Below are 15,783 nucleotides of genomic sequence, written 5' to 3' on the forward strand. Positions count from 1 at the left end.
CATCTCGGATCCGAGCGCGGTCCCGATTACGGGCGATATTAGGCCTAGAGCCTTGAGAATGGTCGGCACTCATGCGTGCTCCAACGCGAATGTCGCTGTTGCCTCGTCGGTGACGAGGACATTGACCAGGCCGGCGCGAAGCACACCAAGGACCACATTGAATTTTTCGCTGCCGGCCGCGATGCCGATAGCCTTTCCACTCGTTTTCAGCTCGGAAAGCGAAAGGCCGATCGTGCGGGCGTCCAATTCCGCGTCGACGATCTCGCCATTGCCATCGATGAAACGGCCAAGCACATCGCCCACCGCACCTTTTGAAAGAAGCGTGGCCAGTTCGTCCTTCAAAATGTTACCGGAGCGGACAAGGACCGATTCCTCGCTCAGGTTTCCGCAGGAAAAAACGAGAATCTGTGCCGAGCGCGCCTTGGTCAGAACATCGGCGACGATCCGGTCGCGTTCGAGCACCTCGCGAGTGACGCGCTGGCCGACAATTGCCGGCACTGGCAGCGGCACAAGGCGGGCACCTGCCTTGCGTGCGAAGATCCCGGCGACATCGTTATGATACGTGACGCCGGAAATGGGTGCGACCGTTCCATTGATCTGTACGACCTCGCCGCCATCGCTCCATTGAAGCGGAAGCCAATGCGCAACGGCGCCCATCGTACGCCCCCAGGAAACGCCCACGGTTGCGCCATTGGATTTGATGGAAGCAATGTACTGGCCGGCGGCTTGAGCGACGGTGTCCAAACTCTGCGCCTGTTCGCCGTCGCTGGAAACCACGACAGAATCGTTCAGGTTGAAGGTTTGTTGCAAGGCCGTTTCCAGGTCGGGGCGGCGCGGCGAGCGTGGAATGATTTCGATGCGCACGATGCCGAGGTCGCGCGCCTCCTGCAGGAGACGGCTAACCTGCCAGCGGTTCAAGCCGGTCTCAGCAGCGATTTCCGAATGATTCAGTTCCTGTTGGTAGGTCATGCGCGCAACCTTGACCATCAGGTGCTCGCGGCTTTCGTCCATCGGCAGGCGATTGCTGGCGCGTTCGCTTTCGTCTTTCATACTCTCTCCGTCCGTGTGCTTTCGACTGTCCCGGAAAGCCTATGGAAGACGGGCGTCAGGATATCCGTAGCTTCGCGGTAGTCGGCAAGCATAGCGAGATATTGTCTATGACGATTGAAATCGGGCGTTCTTTTCACGACAGGCGCGCGCAACGCATGCGCCGCGGTCGTCAGGTCCGGAAACAGTCCAAGCGCCACCGTACAGGCGACGGCGCCGCCATGCAGTGACAGGTTGTCATCGAGTGCAAGCTCCACGGGCTTACCTATTGCATCGATGGTTGCCTCGAGCCAAAGACGGTTTTTCATGATGCCGCCAGACATGACGATCCGATCGATCGCCACCCCCTGCTTTTCCAGATCGAAGACGACATTGGCCGCCCCGAGTGCGACCGCAGTCACAGCAGCACGGTAGATGCTGGCCCGGTCGTGAGACAGCGACAAACCCAAAAACGCGCCACGCAGCCGTGCATCACGGTAGGGTGTACGGTTGCCCATCCAATAATCCAGCGCCAGGAGCCCGGTGGAATCCGGCTCGATAGCGCCAGCGGCCGCGCAAAGCGACCGGAAGCCGGCATCATCAAGCCCGAAGATGGTGTTGCTCAGCCACTGAAGAATGGAACCAGCCGAGACCTGGCCGCCCTCGATCATTCTCAAGCCGGGCGTCAAAGCGTTGGGGTAAGGACCCCAGACCCCGCGGATATCACGCCCGTCATCCGGTACCTGCGTGAGGTGGACATTCGATGTCCCGCCGATGAACAGCATGGAGCCTGGCGTCACCGCGTCGGCACCGAATGTTCCCATATGCGCGTCTATGCCACCCTGCACCACGACAGGATTACCCGGAATGCCAAGCGTACGTGCCATCTCGGGAAGCATGGGAGCGACGACGTCTCCTATGTCCACAATTCGCTGCGGAAGCTTGGCCCCAAGGTCCGGCACGCCGAGCAGGGCATAGAGATCCTCGCAGAACTTGCGGTTCCGGCTATCGTAGTTCCACTTGCATGTGGCATTCATCAGAGAGCCGGCCCATACACCGGTTAACCGGTGATTGACGAAATCCAGAGCCTCGCAAATGACTTCCGTGCGTGCCCAGAGGTCGGGCTTTCGGCGCGCGAACCACATGGCTTTCGGGACCAGCCACTCGACGGCATCCGAGCCTCCGCTGTCTGCGAGAATGGGATGGTCCACGGTTTCGGTGAACGCGGCTTCGTCGGCCGCGCGCGCGTCCATCCAGAGCACGGCAGGGGCAATCGGCTTGCCAGACCGGTCGCAGAGTACAACCGTCGAGGCGAAGGTCGCTACGCAAACCGCAGCGATATCGGGCGAACCAGCCTTTGCAACGACATCGGGGACGAGCGAGACGAGCGCGGTTATCCAGTCTTCAGGATTCTGCTCGGCGCGGTTGGGCGGAAGATGCTGCGTTCGGTAAGGCGCCTCGCCACGTGCAACGATGTGGTTCGTCTGCGTGTCGAAGATCGCTGCCCTCGCGCCGCCGGTTCCAAAATCCAGACTGAGAACTGCGACCATCCCTAACTTGCCTCCCTGTTTGCCCCATCGTCTCCCGAACGATCAGGGGCGGAACAACACTTTCGAAAAGTGCAGGTCCTTCGCCGCGAAGCGCTGAAAGATACCAGGCAGTTCGGCAAGGTCGAGATCATGCGAGATCATGAATTCCCACTTCAGTTCCCCGGTCGCGAATTTTTGGACGGTTGTCGTCCACTGCGGGCCGGGAAAAGGCGCGCCGAAACTGTTCCACGAGCCGTGCAGTGAAACTTCCTGACGCAAGAACCTCTGGAACGTCGCGTTCGAAAGCTTCACATCGGGGACAGGTATCCCGATAAACGTGACATGTCCGCCCGGCGCAGCCAGCATGACGGCAGCGTTGATCGTCGAATCGATACCGACGGCCTCGATCACAAGATCGGCTCGTTCCTTGTTGTCGGCAAAATCGGCAGACAGGATGCATAGATCGGCGCCCGCCTGACGCGCCAAGGCGAGTTTCTCCTCCGTGACATCGACGGCGATCACCCTGGAGGCCCCCATGGTGCGCATCCACTGGATCGCGAACAGACCGATCGGGCCGCACCCGACGACGGCCCCGGTCTGGCCGGCCGTTATACCGCCGGCCTTCCAGATGGCATGGAGAGCGATCGAGGCAGGGTCGGTCATGGCGATAGCCCTGGGATCGACGTGCTGCGGTGTCTTGATGAGATTTTCGACCGGGACGGCGACAAATTCCGCATAAGCGCCGTCGCGGCGGCTACCGAAGTAATCATAGTCGCGGCATCGGGAAAAATTGCCTGTCTTGCATTCTATGCATTGATTGCACGGCATCAGCGGCGCAATAGCGGTCAGCTCGCCGATTTCCCAGCCTTCGACGTTTTCACCGAGCGCATGGATATGGCCGGAAAACTCGTGGCCTGTGATGACAGGCATCTTCCATGCGCCCTTGACCAGCATGCGGGGCAGATCCGACCCACACACGCCGACGGATGCGACGCGCAGCAGGACCTCTCCGGGGCCAGCCACCGGCTTTGGCCGCTTTTCAAGCCGTATATCGCCCGGGGCGTGGAGCACGATGGCGCGCATGGCGTCTCCTGTTAGCATCTGCGTCATTTGCTTACCTTTGCTAGAACAGCTGTCAATGCGTAAGTCACATTCGTGACGATTAATCACATGCGAGAACTTTCGCGACGTGGACCTGTCGACGGGCGGCCTTCATGCCGTCCGTCTCATTAAGCCGGGCTCTGCAACTGTTACGTCGTTATCTGCCGGAGAATGATTTCATCGCTTCAGAGAGCCGGTGCTGTACTGCAACAGCATGGCAACGACGATGATCGCTCCCATATAAACCTGCTGGTGATAGCCGGGTACGCCTGCAAGGTTCATGATGTTGGTGATAATTCCCATGACCAAAGCGCCAAGCAGCGTGTTGATGACGCCACCCTTCCCGCCCATCAGGCTCGCCCCGCCGATGACGACGGCGGCGATCACATTGAGTTCGGCCCCGATGCCTACCTGAGCAGAGCCGACGCCTGTGCGGCTCGCGGCGATGATACCTGCCAAACCGGCGAGCAAACCGGAGATCACATAGACGGCGACGATATAGCGCGAGACGGCGATACCGGAGAGCCGGACAGCCTCCTCATTGGAACCGATTGCCGTAATGACCCGTCCGAACCGGGTGAAGTTGAGGACGACACCGCCGGCGATATAGATTGCGAACATCAAAATGACTGGTTGGGGAATGCCCAGCACGAAGCCGGAACCGAAACTGCTGAAAGCTGCGCCCGCATCGCTGAGCGGAATTGGTCGCCCCTCGGAAATGATCAGGGAAAGGCCGCGCGCGACTGCCATCATGGCAAGCGACATGACAAAGGACGGCAGCCTGAGATACGCGATGAAACCGCCCGTTACCAGGCCGCAGACAGCGCCGCACAACAAGACAAGAAAGATGGTCGCCCCGGTGCCATAGCCTAACATCGCGCAGAAGTAGCCCGTGAGTACGGAACCCAGGGCCATGACCGATCCGACCGAAAGGTCGATGCCGCGCGTCAGGATGACGAACAGCATGCCGACGGCCATAATGCCGGCTGTCGAGGCAACCTGCCGCAATACGTTGAGGAGGTTGCCGCGCGTGAGAAAACTGTCCGACCACCAGGTCGCTACGGCGACGAGCACGAAAAAGATGGCCAGGGTCCCGAAACGCTGAACGATGGAATGATAGTCGACAAAACCCTTCTGTTCCTGCGGCGTCGCTGTGTCTGTTGTGTGGGTCATACCTGGCTGCCTTGGTTGCTCGCTCTGGCTCCGCCCATCATCGACAGGCCAAGCAGATTTTCTTCCGAGTAGTTGCTGGGTGTCAGTTCGCCTCGGATCTGCCCTTGGCCCATGGCCAGAACGCGATCGCAAAGACCAAAGAGTTCCTGATGTTCAGAGGAAATCACCAGAACTGCCTTGCCGTCTTCGGCGAGCTTGTTGATCAGAGCATAGATTTCGGTCTTCGCGCCGACATCGACCCCGCGTGTGGGTTCGTCCAGAATGATGACGTCGCCACCGGCGTGGAACCATTTCGCCAGCACGACCTTCTGCTGGTTGCCGCCCGACAGACTGGAAACCGGCGCATCGATACTGGAAGCCTTGAGCCGCAAGCTCTTGCCAAGTGCGGTGACGTCGGTGCGCTCCAAGCCTGGCTTGAGGAAGCCCAAGGCATTCACGACCGACGACATCCTGGCCATGGTTGCATTGACGCGGATCGGCTTGTCGATGACGACGCCGTGCTCCTTGCGGTCTTCCGGGACGAGCCCGATACCGGCCTTCACCGCGTCTCTGGGCGATTTGAGTTTGAGGGCCTTCCCTTTGAGGCTGATCGTGCCGCTGTCCAGCGGATCAGCGCCGAAAATCGCGCGTGCGACTTCCGTGCGGCCTGATCCGATCAGGCCTCCAAGCCCGACGATCTCACCGGCGCGGACAGAAAAGCTGACATCGCGGACCATCCGGCCCGCATTGAGTTTTTTCACGTTGAGCAGCTCGGCGCCGATGGTGCGCTGCGAGCGCTTTGGGAACATGTTGGCGATTGGCCGGCCGACCATCATGCGAATGATATCGTCGATCTTGACGTCCGTCGTCGCGACCGTTCCGACCGTCTCCCCATCCTTCATTACTGTCATTCGATCGGCGATATCGAACACTTCATCGAGGCGATGCGAAATATAGACGATGCCGACTCCATGATCGCGCAGGCCCCGGATGATCTGGTGCAGTTTCATCGCATCCTGAGCACCGAGCACTGCGGTCGGCTCGTCGAAGACGATGATCTTGATGTCCTGCGAAAGCGCCTTGGCGATCTCGACCACCTGCTGGTGGGCGACGGACAGTGTGCCGACAAGGCGCCCGGGATCGATATCGAAACCCAGACGGTCGATCAGCTGTTTTGCGCGTCTTCGCAGGCTGAATCGGGAAATAAAAGCCGGCAGTTCTCCGAGAAAAATGTTTTCTGCCACGCTGAGGTCAGGGGCAAGGGCAAGCTCCTGGTGGATCACGACGATGCCAAGTGCGCGTGCGTCTCGAGGATCGCGAAGCTCGGTGCGCTTTCCATTAATGACGACCTCTCCCTGGCTGGGGATAATCTCGCCGCCCAGAACGCGCATAAGGGTGGATTTTCCAGCACCGTTCTCGCCGAGAAGGGCATGAACCTCCCCCGGCCGCACGTCGAAATTCACGGACCGAAGCGCGTGAATGCCCCCGAAGGACTTGGAGATTGATTTCAGATTGGCAAGTTCGGTCACCATGGCCCTCCTAACAATGGCTGCAGACAACGAGGCAGGAGCCCCGTTGTCCAGTCCGCGGCGGCTTTGCAGCCTCCTGGGAGGAGCAGATCAGAAAACGGCGTCGGCGCGATAATATTTGTCGACGTTTTCTTTGGTGATGACGGCCGGTGTCGTCAGATTGAGCTTCGGGAAGTCGGTCGGCAGTTCGCCGTTGACTGCTTTGAGCCCGATATCGACCGCGGTACGCGCGACCAGGTCCGGGTCGTTAAGCCCGGTTGCCCCGTATTTGCCTTCTTTGATCAGTGCCAATGCTTCCTTCTGGCCGTCCGCTGCGGCAAGAGCGAGAACGTCGGTCTTGCCTTGTGCTTCGAGAGCCTTCATGGCGCCAAGCACCATCGAGTCGTTTTCGCCAAGAACGACATTGGCGTCCGGATGCGCTGTCAGAAGGTCTTCCATCGCGGCGAGGCCACCTTCATGGGCCCAGCCACCCCAGCCCTGGCCCACGACTTCGAAACTGACCTTGCCGTCGTTGACCAATTGGCCTTCGACAAGGCCCTTGAAGACGCCGAGGCGGCGATCGCGGCCCACTTCGTTACCCTTGTCTCCCGATAGAAGGATGATCTTCATCGGCTTGCCCTTCATGGCATTGGCAAGCCATTGGCCGACAAGCACGCCGTTCTGGTCATTGGAAGAGCGGACCTGGGTGACGACGTTGGCTTTCGTGTTGATAGAGGAGTCCATGACCACGACCTTCACGCCAGCGGCCGTTGCAGCGTCTGCGGCCGCGACAAGGCCTTCCGGATCGCGCGGGTTGAGGATCAGCAGATTAACCCCCCGCGCCACCATGTCCTCCACATCCGCAATCTGTTTGGTCATGTCGTTCTGGCCGTCGGCGCTGGTAACTTCACAACCGGCCTTTTTGGCCTGATCTTCCGCTGCCGCCACCTGAGCGGCGAAATAAGGTGCGCCAAGCGTGTACATGGCGATGCCAACCTTGCAGTCGGCGGCGTTTGCGATGCCAACGGAAGCAACGCTCGCCATGAGAGCCAACATGCATCCTGCGATTGATTTCTTCATGGGTAACTCCTCCGATTTCCATGAGACAGGAAGCAGTTTCGGCTTCCATTACGTAGTCTAATTACACGCCTTGAGAATGGTCAAGCAAAATCAGCCCCATTTTTGATATGGCGCCACATAAGTGACAAATTTTGCGCTGCAACAGGCAGAAAACGACCAGGTTTCCCCTGCAGCAGGCGCAGGGACTTGCGCTCGCAGTTTTATTTGGTAGTTTTGCTACGAAATTTGAGAACAGGAGAAAAGTGTTGATATTATTTGAGCCGGGAGTCTGTCAGGTCGATGTTGCAACAGGCCAGTTGAAGGGTGCGACGAACCGCTATGTCAAAACCTTCCGGGATCTTGCAGGGCTGTATCGAGACGAGAGCGCATATCAGGCGCTTATCGCAACCCGCGGTGATGACGTCGCCTATGAGGTTACGGATTACAAGCCATCGGCCAATGCCGGTGACATCATCATCGGCGTCACGCGCATGGAGCCTGGGAAGATCGGTGACGAGTATTTCATGACGCGGGGCCACATCCATGCCACACCCAATCGGCCGGAGATGTATTATGGCGAGGCTGGGGTAGGCGTGATGCTGCTGGAATCGCCCCATGGCGAGATTCGCACGATCGAAATACGCGCAAGGACTATGTGCTATGTGCCACCCTTTTGGATCCACCGTTCCGTCAACGTCGGCCTGGAACCACTTGTAATGACATTTTCCTATCCCGCGGATGCCGGTCAGGACTACGACATCATTGCGAAGGCGGGGGGAATGCGGAGCCGTATTGTGGATGACGGGAACGGTGGATGGACCACAGTCGATAACGCCGGTTATTCAGGGAGACACCAGTCGCTTGTAGAAGACATCATGTCGAGAGTTGACTGAAGACTGTCGGGGACCCTGTCTGGTGTTCCCCGTCAGCACCTTCGTCCCTGTGACGAGCACAGGAATGAGGCGATCAAACAAGCCGCCGCGGGTGGCCGGAACCTCAACAGACCTTAGCTGGAGCCGATCGACGTTCAGAATCTGATGCTCGACAGCACCATCGCGCACGCCCCACCGGCAGGCTGCGCCGGCGGCAGGAGGCGATGGGCAAGGTGAGGCGACGACCCGTGCCGTCAGCTTCTCCAGACCAAACTGCGCCAAGGTCGGCCGGACTTCCGCAGGACGATGACGGCATCGATGACCACGACGGCAATCAGGAATGTGCCGATCGCGACAGCCTGCCATTCGGACGGAACCGTCAGAAGGTTGAAGGCATTGGTCAGCACCGTGATGAAGACTACCCCGATGAAGGCACCCAGATAGGAGCCTTTGCCGCCGGCGATCGAGCCGCCACCGATCAGGCAGGCGATGAATATCTGCATTTCCAAGCCTTCACCCATGTAGCGGTTCGCCATGCCGGCGCGTGCCGTCATCAACACCCCCGCCAGGGCGGCCAGGCCGCCGGACAGGAGGAAGGCGAGGAACTGGATCCGGCGTGCATTCAATCCGATCGCCGTGGCGGCCTGCGGATTGCCGCCGAGAAACAGCAGCCTTCTACCCGTAACGGTTGTGCGAAGAAATGCCTCGAAACCCAGGCATAGCAGCACCGAAAACAAGAACAGGCCGGAGAGGCCAGGCAACGTCCACTGCGCCAGGCCGGTGAATTCGGGCGGAAACCCGGTGAAGCCGGCCAGCTTTTCGCCGACCATGATGACTTCGATGACGCCGCGCGTCATATAGAGAACGCCAAGCGTGGCGATGAGATGATTGATGCCGATATAAGCCACCATCAGGCCGTTGAACGCGCCGATGGCTATGCCGGTCATGAGGCCTGCCGCGACCGCGAGCGGCACCGTCGCGCCGGCATCCAGCGCCATCGCCGCCGCGATGCCCGAAATCCCCATCACGGCACCGACGGAAAGATCGAAACGGCCGATCATGAACAATGTCATCATGCCGATGGCGACGATCAGGTTTGGGGCCACCGATGTCTGCAGCGACACGAGATTGTTGACGTCAAGGAAAGCCGGCGACAGGAATGCCAGGACGACCGCCATCATCAGAGCGACGACGAGGGTGAGCGCCTCCTGTTCCAGTCGGGCCGAGCGCAGGAAAGTGGTCTTGCGGATCTCAGCCATGGTCCTGACCCTTGCTCCGGTTGAGCAGCGTATCGATCGCTACCGTCAGGATCAGCAGGAAGCCGATGATGAATTGTTGGAAGACGGGTTCGATATTGTACATGATCATTCCATTTAGCACCAAGGCCAGCAGCAGCAGACCCAGTGCCGAGCCGCGCAGATGGCCGCGTCCCCCGAAGAGGCTGGCGCCGCCGACGATGGCAGCCGTTACCATGACGAATTCCAGGCCGAGCCCCATGCGGATATCGGCGCTGGCAATGCGGGAGGCGGTGAAGATGCCGGCTGCACCGGCCATTACAGCGCTCAGCACGAAGGCGCCCATCTTGATCCGTCCCACGCGTATGCCATGAACGGTGGCTGAACGAACATTGTCGCCGATGAAACACATTTTCCTGAACAGCGCGGAACGGCGCTCGAACGCCCATCCGGCGAGTACGAGCACCACCATGATGATCACGGTCAGCTTCACGTCCAGCAAGCTCGTGCGCGACAGGCTGCGAAAGGCGCGCGGATAGGTTTGTCCACCCAGTTCGTTCACCAGCACATTCGACAGTCCCCTGACCAGCAGCATCGTGCCGATGGTCAGCATCAGTGAATTGATATTGAACCGAACGACCAGAAACCCGTTCATCAGGCCGATCGTTGCAGCCAGGGCCAGCACGACGATGGCCGCCATCCACATAGGCCAGCCGGCAACGAGCAGCGCGCCCATCAGCGTGCCCGCCAGCGCAAACACCGATCCGACGGAGAGGTCGATCTCCCGCATCACCATCACATAGGTGAAGCCGACAATGGCCATGAAATCAACCGACACGCCGAACAGGATGGAACTCAGATTCTGGCTGCTGGCAAAATTGTCGCGCGTCAGAGCCAGGAAGACGAAGATCGCCAGTGTGACCGTCGTCAGCGGCAGGATGTTGGACCCGAAACCGGAGCCGTTTCTGGTCTTCGGCTTTTCGGCAGTGTGGTCCCGGCTCACGGTTGACATTGTCATGTTCCTCTCGTCGTTCAGCTGCGGCCGGCGGCAAGCGCCATGACAGCCTCTTCACTCATGTCCCGCCCCGCCACTTCGCCGACACGACGGCGCGACCGCATCACCACAATGCGGTGCACGAGCCTGAGCAATTCGGGTAGATCCGAGGAAAACACCAGGAAGGACTTGCCCGTCGCGGCTTCGCGGCGAACGGCTTCATGCAACTCCGCTTTCGCTCCGACATCGACGCCGCGTGTCGGTTCATTCAGCACGACGACTTCAGGCGCGCTGGCAAAACAGGCAGACAACATGACCTTCTGCTGATTGCCGCCGGAGAGTTCTCCTGGTCGGCCATCGGCACTCGGCACGCGAATGGCAAAGCGCTTGATATCCGCGTTCGCCCTTGCCCTGATCTCTCCGCTATTGACCAGGCCGAAGCGCGAAACCCGGTCGAGCACCGGCGCCGAGACATTATCGGCGATGCTCCGGTCCATATAGAGCCCGGCCTGCTTGCGGTTGCCATTGAGGTAGCTCATGCCGCGTAGCATCATTTCTGCGGGTGCGGGGTGAGGCACCGGCTTGCCCAGCAGTTCGATACGCCCGCCGATCGCCAGCTCGATGCCGTAGAGCGCGCGTGAAAAGTCTTCAGCACCCGAACCCTCGAGTCCAAAGACGCCGACGATCTCGCCTTGGCGGACATCGAGTGACATGTTTTCGAATTTTCCTGGCAATGACAGGCCGTCGACGGCAAGCGCCACCGGTGTGTCAGCGGGCGCGTTCCGTCCTGCCACCTCCGCAAGGGCAAGGTCGCGACCAACCATACGGCGGATCAGATCGTCCTCGGTCAGATTGTCGTTGACGAGCGTATCGACATACTGGCCGTCGCGCAGCACCGTGATCTTGTCGGCAATGTCGAGCACTTCATGAAGCCGATGCGAAACATAGAGGACCGTGTGGCCCTTGGCGCGCAGATGCTTGATCAGGCCCATAAGCGTTTCCGCTTCGGTATTGTTCAGGCCGGATGTCGGCTCATCGAGAATGAGCAGGCTCGAGTTGCGCTCGATGGCGCGCAGGATTTCGATGATCTGCTGCTGCCCGGTCGTAAGTTCCCCGAGAAGCATCCGCGGATCGAGTTGCAGTCCGAACAGCATCAGCAGCTCGGACGCGCGGGCATTCATGCGGGCGCTATCGATGCGTATGCCCATTCTCGGCATTCGATCCAGGAAGATATTCTCGGCGACCGACATGTTGGGGAAAACCGCAAGTTCCTGGTGCACCATGGACACGTCGCCATGCGATTGCGCCGTAGCTTTCACGTCATGGCCCGAAAGCTTTACCGTGCCTTCGTCAGGCTCCACCCCGCCGCTGATGATTTTCAACGTCGTGCTCTTGCCGGCGCCGTTCTCGCCCAGAATGGCGTGGACCTCTCCTTTCTGTACGTCGAAGCTGACATTCCTCAAGGCTTTTACAGCGCCGTAGGATTTTGAGACGCCGGATAGGGAAAGGGTCGGTTCAACTTTCATGCGTCGTTGCCTCAATCCGCGTGCGGTCGTCTTCCGTTGGAACGCAGGAACGGGGTTGCCCTGAAGGGCAACCCCGGGGATGGCATCAGAATTTGGGCAGGTTGCCGCGCAGGAACTTGTCGACATTTTTCTGGTCGATCACTTCCGTGCCCATATAGATGGCGGCAGGGAACGGATTGACGCCGGCCGCCATGTTGCCCGCCGAGATCGGCACATCCGCCAGGCCGACCTTCTGGTCGTTATAGGCCTCAAGCATCTGCACCGCCATATAGGCCTGCAGGGCCGTCTTGTTGACGATCGTGGCGTCGATCACGCCGTCGGCGACGCATTCGAGAACGGAATCCTCGCGGTCGTGAACGATGACGGTCAGGCCCGCAATGTCCTTTTCGAGTTCTTCAGCGCCGAGGCAAATGCCTGTTCCCGACGAGCTGTCGAGGCCGACAACGCCCGTGATATCGGGATAGGTGTTGAACATCGCCTTGGCAGCGTCGATTGCGGTCGAAGTCGTGGCCTTGTCATCGACGCGGCCGACGATTTCCCACTTGCTGTTGGCTTTCAGGTAATCCGTCAGACCCTGAAGCTTGGCATCGGTATTGGATGCGCCCCAATTGCCCGAGACGGCCAGCTTGCCCTCAGACCCGCCGCGTTCGATGAGCTCCTTGGCGGTGTCGACGCCGGCCTGATAATTGTCCAGCCCGATAAAGGTGAGCGCCCCGCCGTTGTCCGCCGTCACCGCCTCGATGACGACGACCGGGATGCCCTGTTTCATGGCCAGCCGAATACCGGGGACCGCACCGGGCTCCCAGAGCGTGGTGATGATGCCGGCCGGCTTGCGGGCAACGGCCTGCTCCACCGCCTGGGCGCCGGCAACGGGATCCCATCCCTGCGGTCCGAGGCGCTCGACCGTCACGTCGAATTTGGACTGCGCATAGTCCATGCCGAGAAGGCTGTCGAGCAGATAGGGATGGCCCTGGAGCTGCGACGCATAGATGTAGGTCCTCTTGCCGGCATCCTGTGCCGAGGCCGCCCCTGCCGCGAGCAGCATTGCCGTGCCGGCCAGCGATGCGCTCAGGAAAAGCGATGCTGTCTTGTTCAATTTCATGAAATTCTCCTCCCATTGTCAGGCAGCGGTTGCGCTGCCCTGCCATCAGTGCGCGGACCTCCCCCATCCAGCCGTGCTGATGGATCGGAACGCTAACAGCGTGAAAATTACATGTCTACAAAAATTTATTCCTTGAAAGTAATTTTTAAAGAATGCACATTTCACAGGACTGACATCGCCGCTCGAAAAGCAGGAATCGAAGAGTTGGATCCAGAGATCGGAATTCTTGAACATATTCAAAGCCTACGAGGTGGCCTCAAACCCACGCTGCAATTGGTGGCGGATGCGATACTGGCAAGCCCGGAACGCACGCGCGGCTTGAGCATCAAGGAGCTTGCCGCGACGACGGCAGTCTCCGAGGCGTCGATAAGCCGTTTCGTCCGCAGCCTTGGATTGCCGTCTTACCGGGCGTTCCAGCTGCGCATGGTCGAGGATGGTGCCCACCGGTCCATGCCGCGCGACCTGTCGCCGTCCGAGGGCGACATCTATGAAAATATCGGCAGGAACGATACCGCGGCGACGATCCTGACCAAGGTCACGCATCGCGTCGCCGATACCGCGCGCGCCTGCCTGTCGACCCTGGATACTGCTGCCATGCGGAGCGCCGCCGATATGGTGTGCAAGGCTCAGGTGGTCTATTTCTTCGCGGCCGGCCTGTCGGCAATGGCGGCAGAGAATGCACTTCTGCGCTTCGGCCGCATCGGCAAGCCGGCCATCTTTCACCGCGACCGGAACAACCAGCTGCTGATTGCGGGCTCGCTGTTCAAGGGTGCGCTTGCCATTGGCATCAGCGATTCTGGCCGAACCAATCAGACCGTTACGGCTCTTGCGGCCGCCAAGCAGGCGGGTGCCATGACCATTGCCATAACGGCCTTTCCGGATTCGCCGTTGACGCGGCACGCCGATCTCGTGCTCGGAACGCCAGCCGGCTACACACCTGCCGGTGAGGAACCGATCTACGAGAGCATGGTCAGCAAGTTCGGCCAGCTGGTCGCCATCGATGTTCTCTACTCGCTGGTGGCGGTGCAGAATTTCGACGAGTCCGCCGACGCCGTGCGCAGAGGCAATGCCGTCATCAAGAACAGCCGCAGCCTGCGGCGCCAGAACGACGTGGATTGAGGGTAGGGAAATGCATCGGCATACGAACCGCTATTGGCCCCATCGCGGCGGCACGCTGGAGGCGCTGATGGAAAAGCTGCCCGAGGAAGCCCCATTGTTGCCACCGGCGGCCGACGAGGTGATTGCCCGCGTCGAGGCCGTCTCGATCTGCTCCTCCGATATCAAGATCGTCAAGATGGGATTGAGCCATCCGCTGTTTGCCGGAAAGGAAGGAGCTATCGACACCGTACTGGGACACGAAGCCTGCCTTCGCGTCCACGCCGTCGGCGAATCCCAGGCAGGACGCTTCCATGTGGGGCAACGGCTTGGATTGCAGCCGGCCATCGTCACCAATGGCGAACGGATCATCATTGGCATGGGTCTTCCGGGCGCATTCTCGCAATATCTGCGGCTCGGTCCCGACGCGCTCAGCGGCTATGTGTTCGACGTTCCCGAGACGGTATCCGCCGCCGCCGTCGCCCTGCTGGAGCCCTATGGCTGCGTCGAGAAAAGCTGGCGACCGAATGTCCGTTGCAACCTTATGCCGGAGGGGCGGGCGCTGGTGGTCTCGGCCGGTGGCAGCTTTCATCTTGCCGATGTGCCGGACTGGGCTGAGATCACCGTCATCGGCGAGGTGCCGGCGTTCTTGCAACATCGCGCCGTGACGCTGGTGGAGAATATCGGCGCCTTGCAGGGACGTTTCGACGATATCCTGGCTTTGGGCGACCTTTCCGCGGCAGATCTCGGCAAGCTCTACGCCTTAATGGCGAATGGGGGGCTGCTGCTGCAGGGCAGGATCGGACCGTCGCCCGGTCTGGTGCCGATTGATCCCGCCCGGCTTCACTACGACCGGCTCAGCTTGCTCGGCACATCCTCGCTGGACCTGAACACCGCCTTTTTGCCTGGAGTGCCGCGGTTCGACGCCCGTCCCAATGGCGTCGCTCTCGTCCATGGCGCGGGCGGCGCAATGGGTCGCATCCATGTGCATCGCCTGCTGCAACTGCCGCATGGGCCGAAAACAGTTATCGCCACGTCTCGCAAGGGTCAGCGCCTGAACGATATCGAGGCTGATTTCGCGGGCCTGGCACAAGCTAACGGCAGGCATCTCGTCGTGGTCGGTGCGGATACATTGGCTGACGTTGTCGGCGTGCATGCGCCGCGCGGTATCGACGACGCCGTGATCGTCGCGCCGAGTGCTTCGGCAATTGCGGATGTCGTCGGCTATCTTGCTCCCGATGGGCTGCTGTCGCTGTTCGCGGGCTTTCCTTATGGCCAATCCATCGATTTCGACCTGGCCGCGGTAGCGCTCAGCAGCATGCGACTGACCGGTTCGACGGGATGTTCCGTGGACGATATGCGCGAGGTTCTGGCCCGGGTCGAGGCCGGCACGCTGGACCTGTCGCCCAACATCGCTGCGGTCGCAGGGCTGGATGCCCTTCCCGAATCGCTGAAGGCGGTTGCCGACGGCGACGTGTCCGGCAAGATCGTCATCTATCCCCAACAGTCGGGCTTGCCCCTGACGCCAGTCGGAGGCTGGAGCAGCAAGGACGAAGCGGGACTATTCGGACGGAGCTAAGGCCG

At 60.2% G+C, this 15,783-nt stretch carries 13 protein-coding genes; 3 read left to right on the forward strand and 10 right to left on the reverse strand.

Features of this window, described 5'->3' with window-relative positions; genetic code table 11:
• Positions 1–69: 69 nt before the first annotated feature.
• The 6 genes from AC5J09_RS08485 to AC5J09_RS08510 all read right to left on the reverse strand — a co-directional run bounded on the left by AC5J09_RS08485 (position 70) and on the right by AC5J09_RS08510 (position 7,396).
• The gene (locus AC5J09_RS08485; protein ID WP_494297400.1) at positions 70–1,050 is read right to left on the reverse strand and encodes a sugar-binding transcriptional regulator; all 981 of its coding nucleotides are present in this window, start codon (positions 1,048–1,050) and stop codon (positions 70–72) included.
• Positions 1,047–2,576, reverse strand: coding sequence for an FGGY-family carbohydrate kinase (locus tag AC5J09_RS08490; RefSeq protein ID WP_494297401.1), 1,530 nt, complete (start codon positions 2,574–2,576; stop codon positions 1,047–1,049). Before AC5J09_RS08490 ends, AC5J09_RS08485 begins: the two co-directional genes overlap by 4 nt.
• 42 nt (positions 2,577–2,618) lie before the next feature.
• Positions 2,619–3,638, reverse strand: a complete 1,020-nt coding sequence (locus AC5J09_RS08495) for a galactitol-1-phosphate 5-dehydrogenase (protein ID WP_494297668.1) — start codon at positions 3,636–3,638, stop codon at positions 2,619–2,621.
• 195 nt (positions 3,639–3,833) lie between these two features.
• Complete coding sequence (locus AC5J09_RS08500; protein WP_494297402.1) at positions 3,834–4,829, reverse strand: ABC transporter permease; 996 nt, start codon at positions 4,827–4,829, stop codon at positions 3,834–3,836.
• Entirely contained in the window at positions 4,826–6,340 is a 1,515-nt protein-coding gene (locus AC5J09_RS08505; protein ID WP_494297403.1) for a sugar ABC transporter ATP-binding protein, read from the reverse strand. The genes AC5J09_RS08500 and AC5J09_RS08505 overlap by 4 nt, the downstream gene beginning before the upstream one ends.
• An 87-nt stretch (positions 6,341–6,427) precedes the next feature.
• On the reverse strand, positions 6,428–7,396 hold the full coding sequence (locus AC5J09_RS08510; protein WP_494297404.1) for a sugar ABC transporter substrate-binding protein: 969 nt from the start codon (positions 7,394–7,396) through the stop codon (positions 6,428–6,430).
• A 245-nt stretch (positions 7,397–7,641) separates the two neighbouring features.
• On the opposite strand from AC5J09_RS08510, the gene AC5J09_RS08515 reads away from it, so the two are divergent.
• On the forward strand, positions 7,642–8,268 hold the full coding sequence (locus AC5J09_RS08515) for a glucose-6-phosphate isomerase (RefSeq protein ID WP_494297405.1): 627 nt from the start codon (positions 7,642–7,644) through the stop codon (positions 8,266–8,268).
• 233 nt (positions 8,269–8,501) lie between these two features.
• Here AC5J09_RS08515 and AC5J09_RS08520 read toward each other — a convergent pair whose 3' ends face one another.
• The 4 genes from AC5J09_RS08520 to AC5J09_RS08535 all read right to left on the reverse strand — a co-directional run bounded on the left by AC5J09_RS08520 (position 8,502) and on the right by AC5J09_RS08535 (position 13,104).
• Complete coding sequence (locus AC5J09_RS08520; RefSeq protein ID WP_494297406.1) at positions 8,502–9,506, reverse strand: ABC transporter permease; 1,005 nt, start codon at positions 9,504–9,506, stop codon at positions 8,502–8,504.
• Positions 9,499–10,500 carry an ABC transporter permease gene (locus AC5J09_RS08525; RefSeq protein WP_494297407.1) on the reverse strand — a complete coding sequence of 334 codons (1,002 nt, stop codon included), beginning with the start codon at positions 10,498–10,500 and terminating at the stop codon, positions 9,499–9,501. The genes AC5J09_RS08520 and AC5J09_RS08525 overlap by 8 nt, the downstream gene beginning before the upstream one ends.
• Before the next feature lie 14 nt (positions 10,501–10,514).
• Positions 10,515–12,002, reverse strand: a complete 1,488-nt coding sequence (locus AC5J09_RS08530; protein WP_494297408.1) for a sugar ABC transporter ATP-binding protein — start codon at positions 12,000–12,002, stop codon at positions 10,515–10,517.
• A gap of 85 nt (positions 12,003–12,087) precedes the next feature.
• Positions 12,088–13,104 (reverse strand): substrate-binding domain-containing protein, encoded by a 1,017-nt coding sequence (locus AC5J09_RS08535; protein ID WP_494297409.1) that lies wholly within the window; start codon positions 13,102–13,104, stop codon positions 12,088–12,090.
• Positions 13,105–13,308: 204 nt separating this feature from the next.
• Here AC5J09_RS08535 and AC5J09_RS08540 point away from each other — a divergent pair, with 204 nt between their 5' ends.
• Complete coding sequence (locus tag AC5J09_RS08540) at positions 13,309–14,223, forward strand: MurR/RpiR family transcriptional regulator (RefSeq protein WP_494297410.1); 915 nt, start codon at positions 13,309–13,311, stop codon at positions 14,221–14,223.
• Between the two features lie 10 nt (positions 14,224–14,233).
• Positions 14,234–15,778, forward strand: a complete 1,545-nt coding sequence (locus AC5J09_RS08545) for an alcohol dehydrogenase catalytic domain-containing protein (RefSeq protein WP_494297411.1) — start codon at positions 14,234–14,236, stop codon at positions 15,776–15,778.
• Positions 15,779–15,783 lie beyond the last annotated feature (5 nt).

This window comes from Sinorhizobium sp., from assembly GCF_059070375.1.

Excerpts from the sequence above, each read along its gene's own strand:
- AC5J09_RS08490 (WP_494297401.1), bottom strand. The coding sequence starts at position 2,576 with ATGGTCGCAGTTCTCAGTCTGGATTTTGGAACCGGCGGCGCGAGGGCA.
- AC5J09_RS08545 (WP_494297411.1), top strand. The coding sequence starts at position 14,234 with ATGCATCGGCATACGAACCGCTATTGGCCCCATCGCGGCGGCACGCTG.
- AC5J09_RS08520 (WP_494297406.1), bottom strand. The coding sequence starts at position 9,506 with ATGGCTGAGATCCGCAAGACCACTTTCCTGCGCTCGGCCCGACTGGAA.
- AC5J09_RS08495 (WP_494297668.1), bottom strand. The coding sequence starts at position 3,638 with ATGCGCGCCATCGTGCTCCACGCCCCGGGCGATATACGGCTTGAAAAG.
- AC5J09_RS08510 (WP_494297404.1), bottom strand. The coding sequence starts at position 7,396 with ATGAAGAAATCAATCGCAGGATGCATGTTGGCTCTCATGGCGAGCGTT.
- AC5J09_RS08485 (WP_494297400.1), bottom strand. The coding sequence starts at position 1,050 with ATGAAAGACGAAAGCGAACGCGCCAGCAATCGCCTGCCGATGGACGAA.
- AC5J09_RS08500 (WP_494297402.1), bottom strand. The coding sequence starts at position 4,829 with ATGACCCACACAACAGACACAGCGACGCCGCAGGAACAGAAGGGTTTT.
- AC5J09_RS08530 (WP_494297408.1), bottom strand. The coding sequence starts at position 12,002 with ATGAAAGTTGAACCGACCCTTTCCCTATCCGGCGTCTCAAAATCCTAC.
- AC5J09_RS08505 (WP_494297403.1), bottom strand. The coding sequence starts at position 6,340 with ATGGTGACCGAACTTGCCAATCTGAAATCAATCTCCAAGTCCTTCGGG.
- AC5J09_RS08525 (WP_494297407.1), bottom strand. The coding sequence starts at position 10,500 with ATGACAATGTCAACCGTGAGCCGGGACCACACTGCCGAAAAGCCGAAG.
- AC5J09_RS08535 (WP_494297409.1), bottom strand. The coding sequence starts at position 13,104 with ATGAAATTGAACAAGACAGCATCGCTTTTCCTGAGCGCATCGCTGGCC.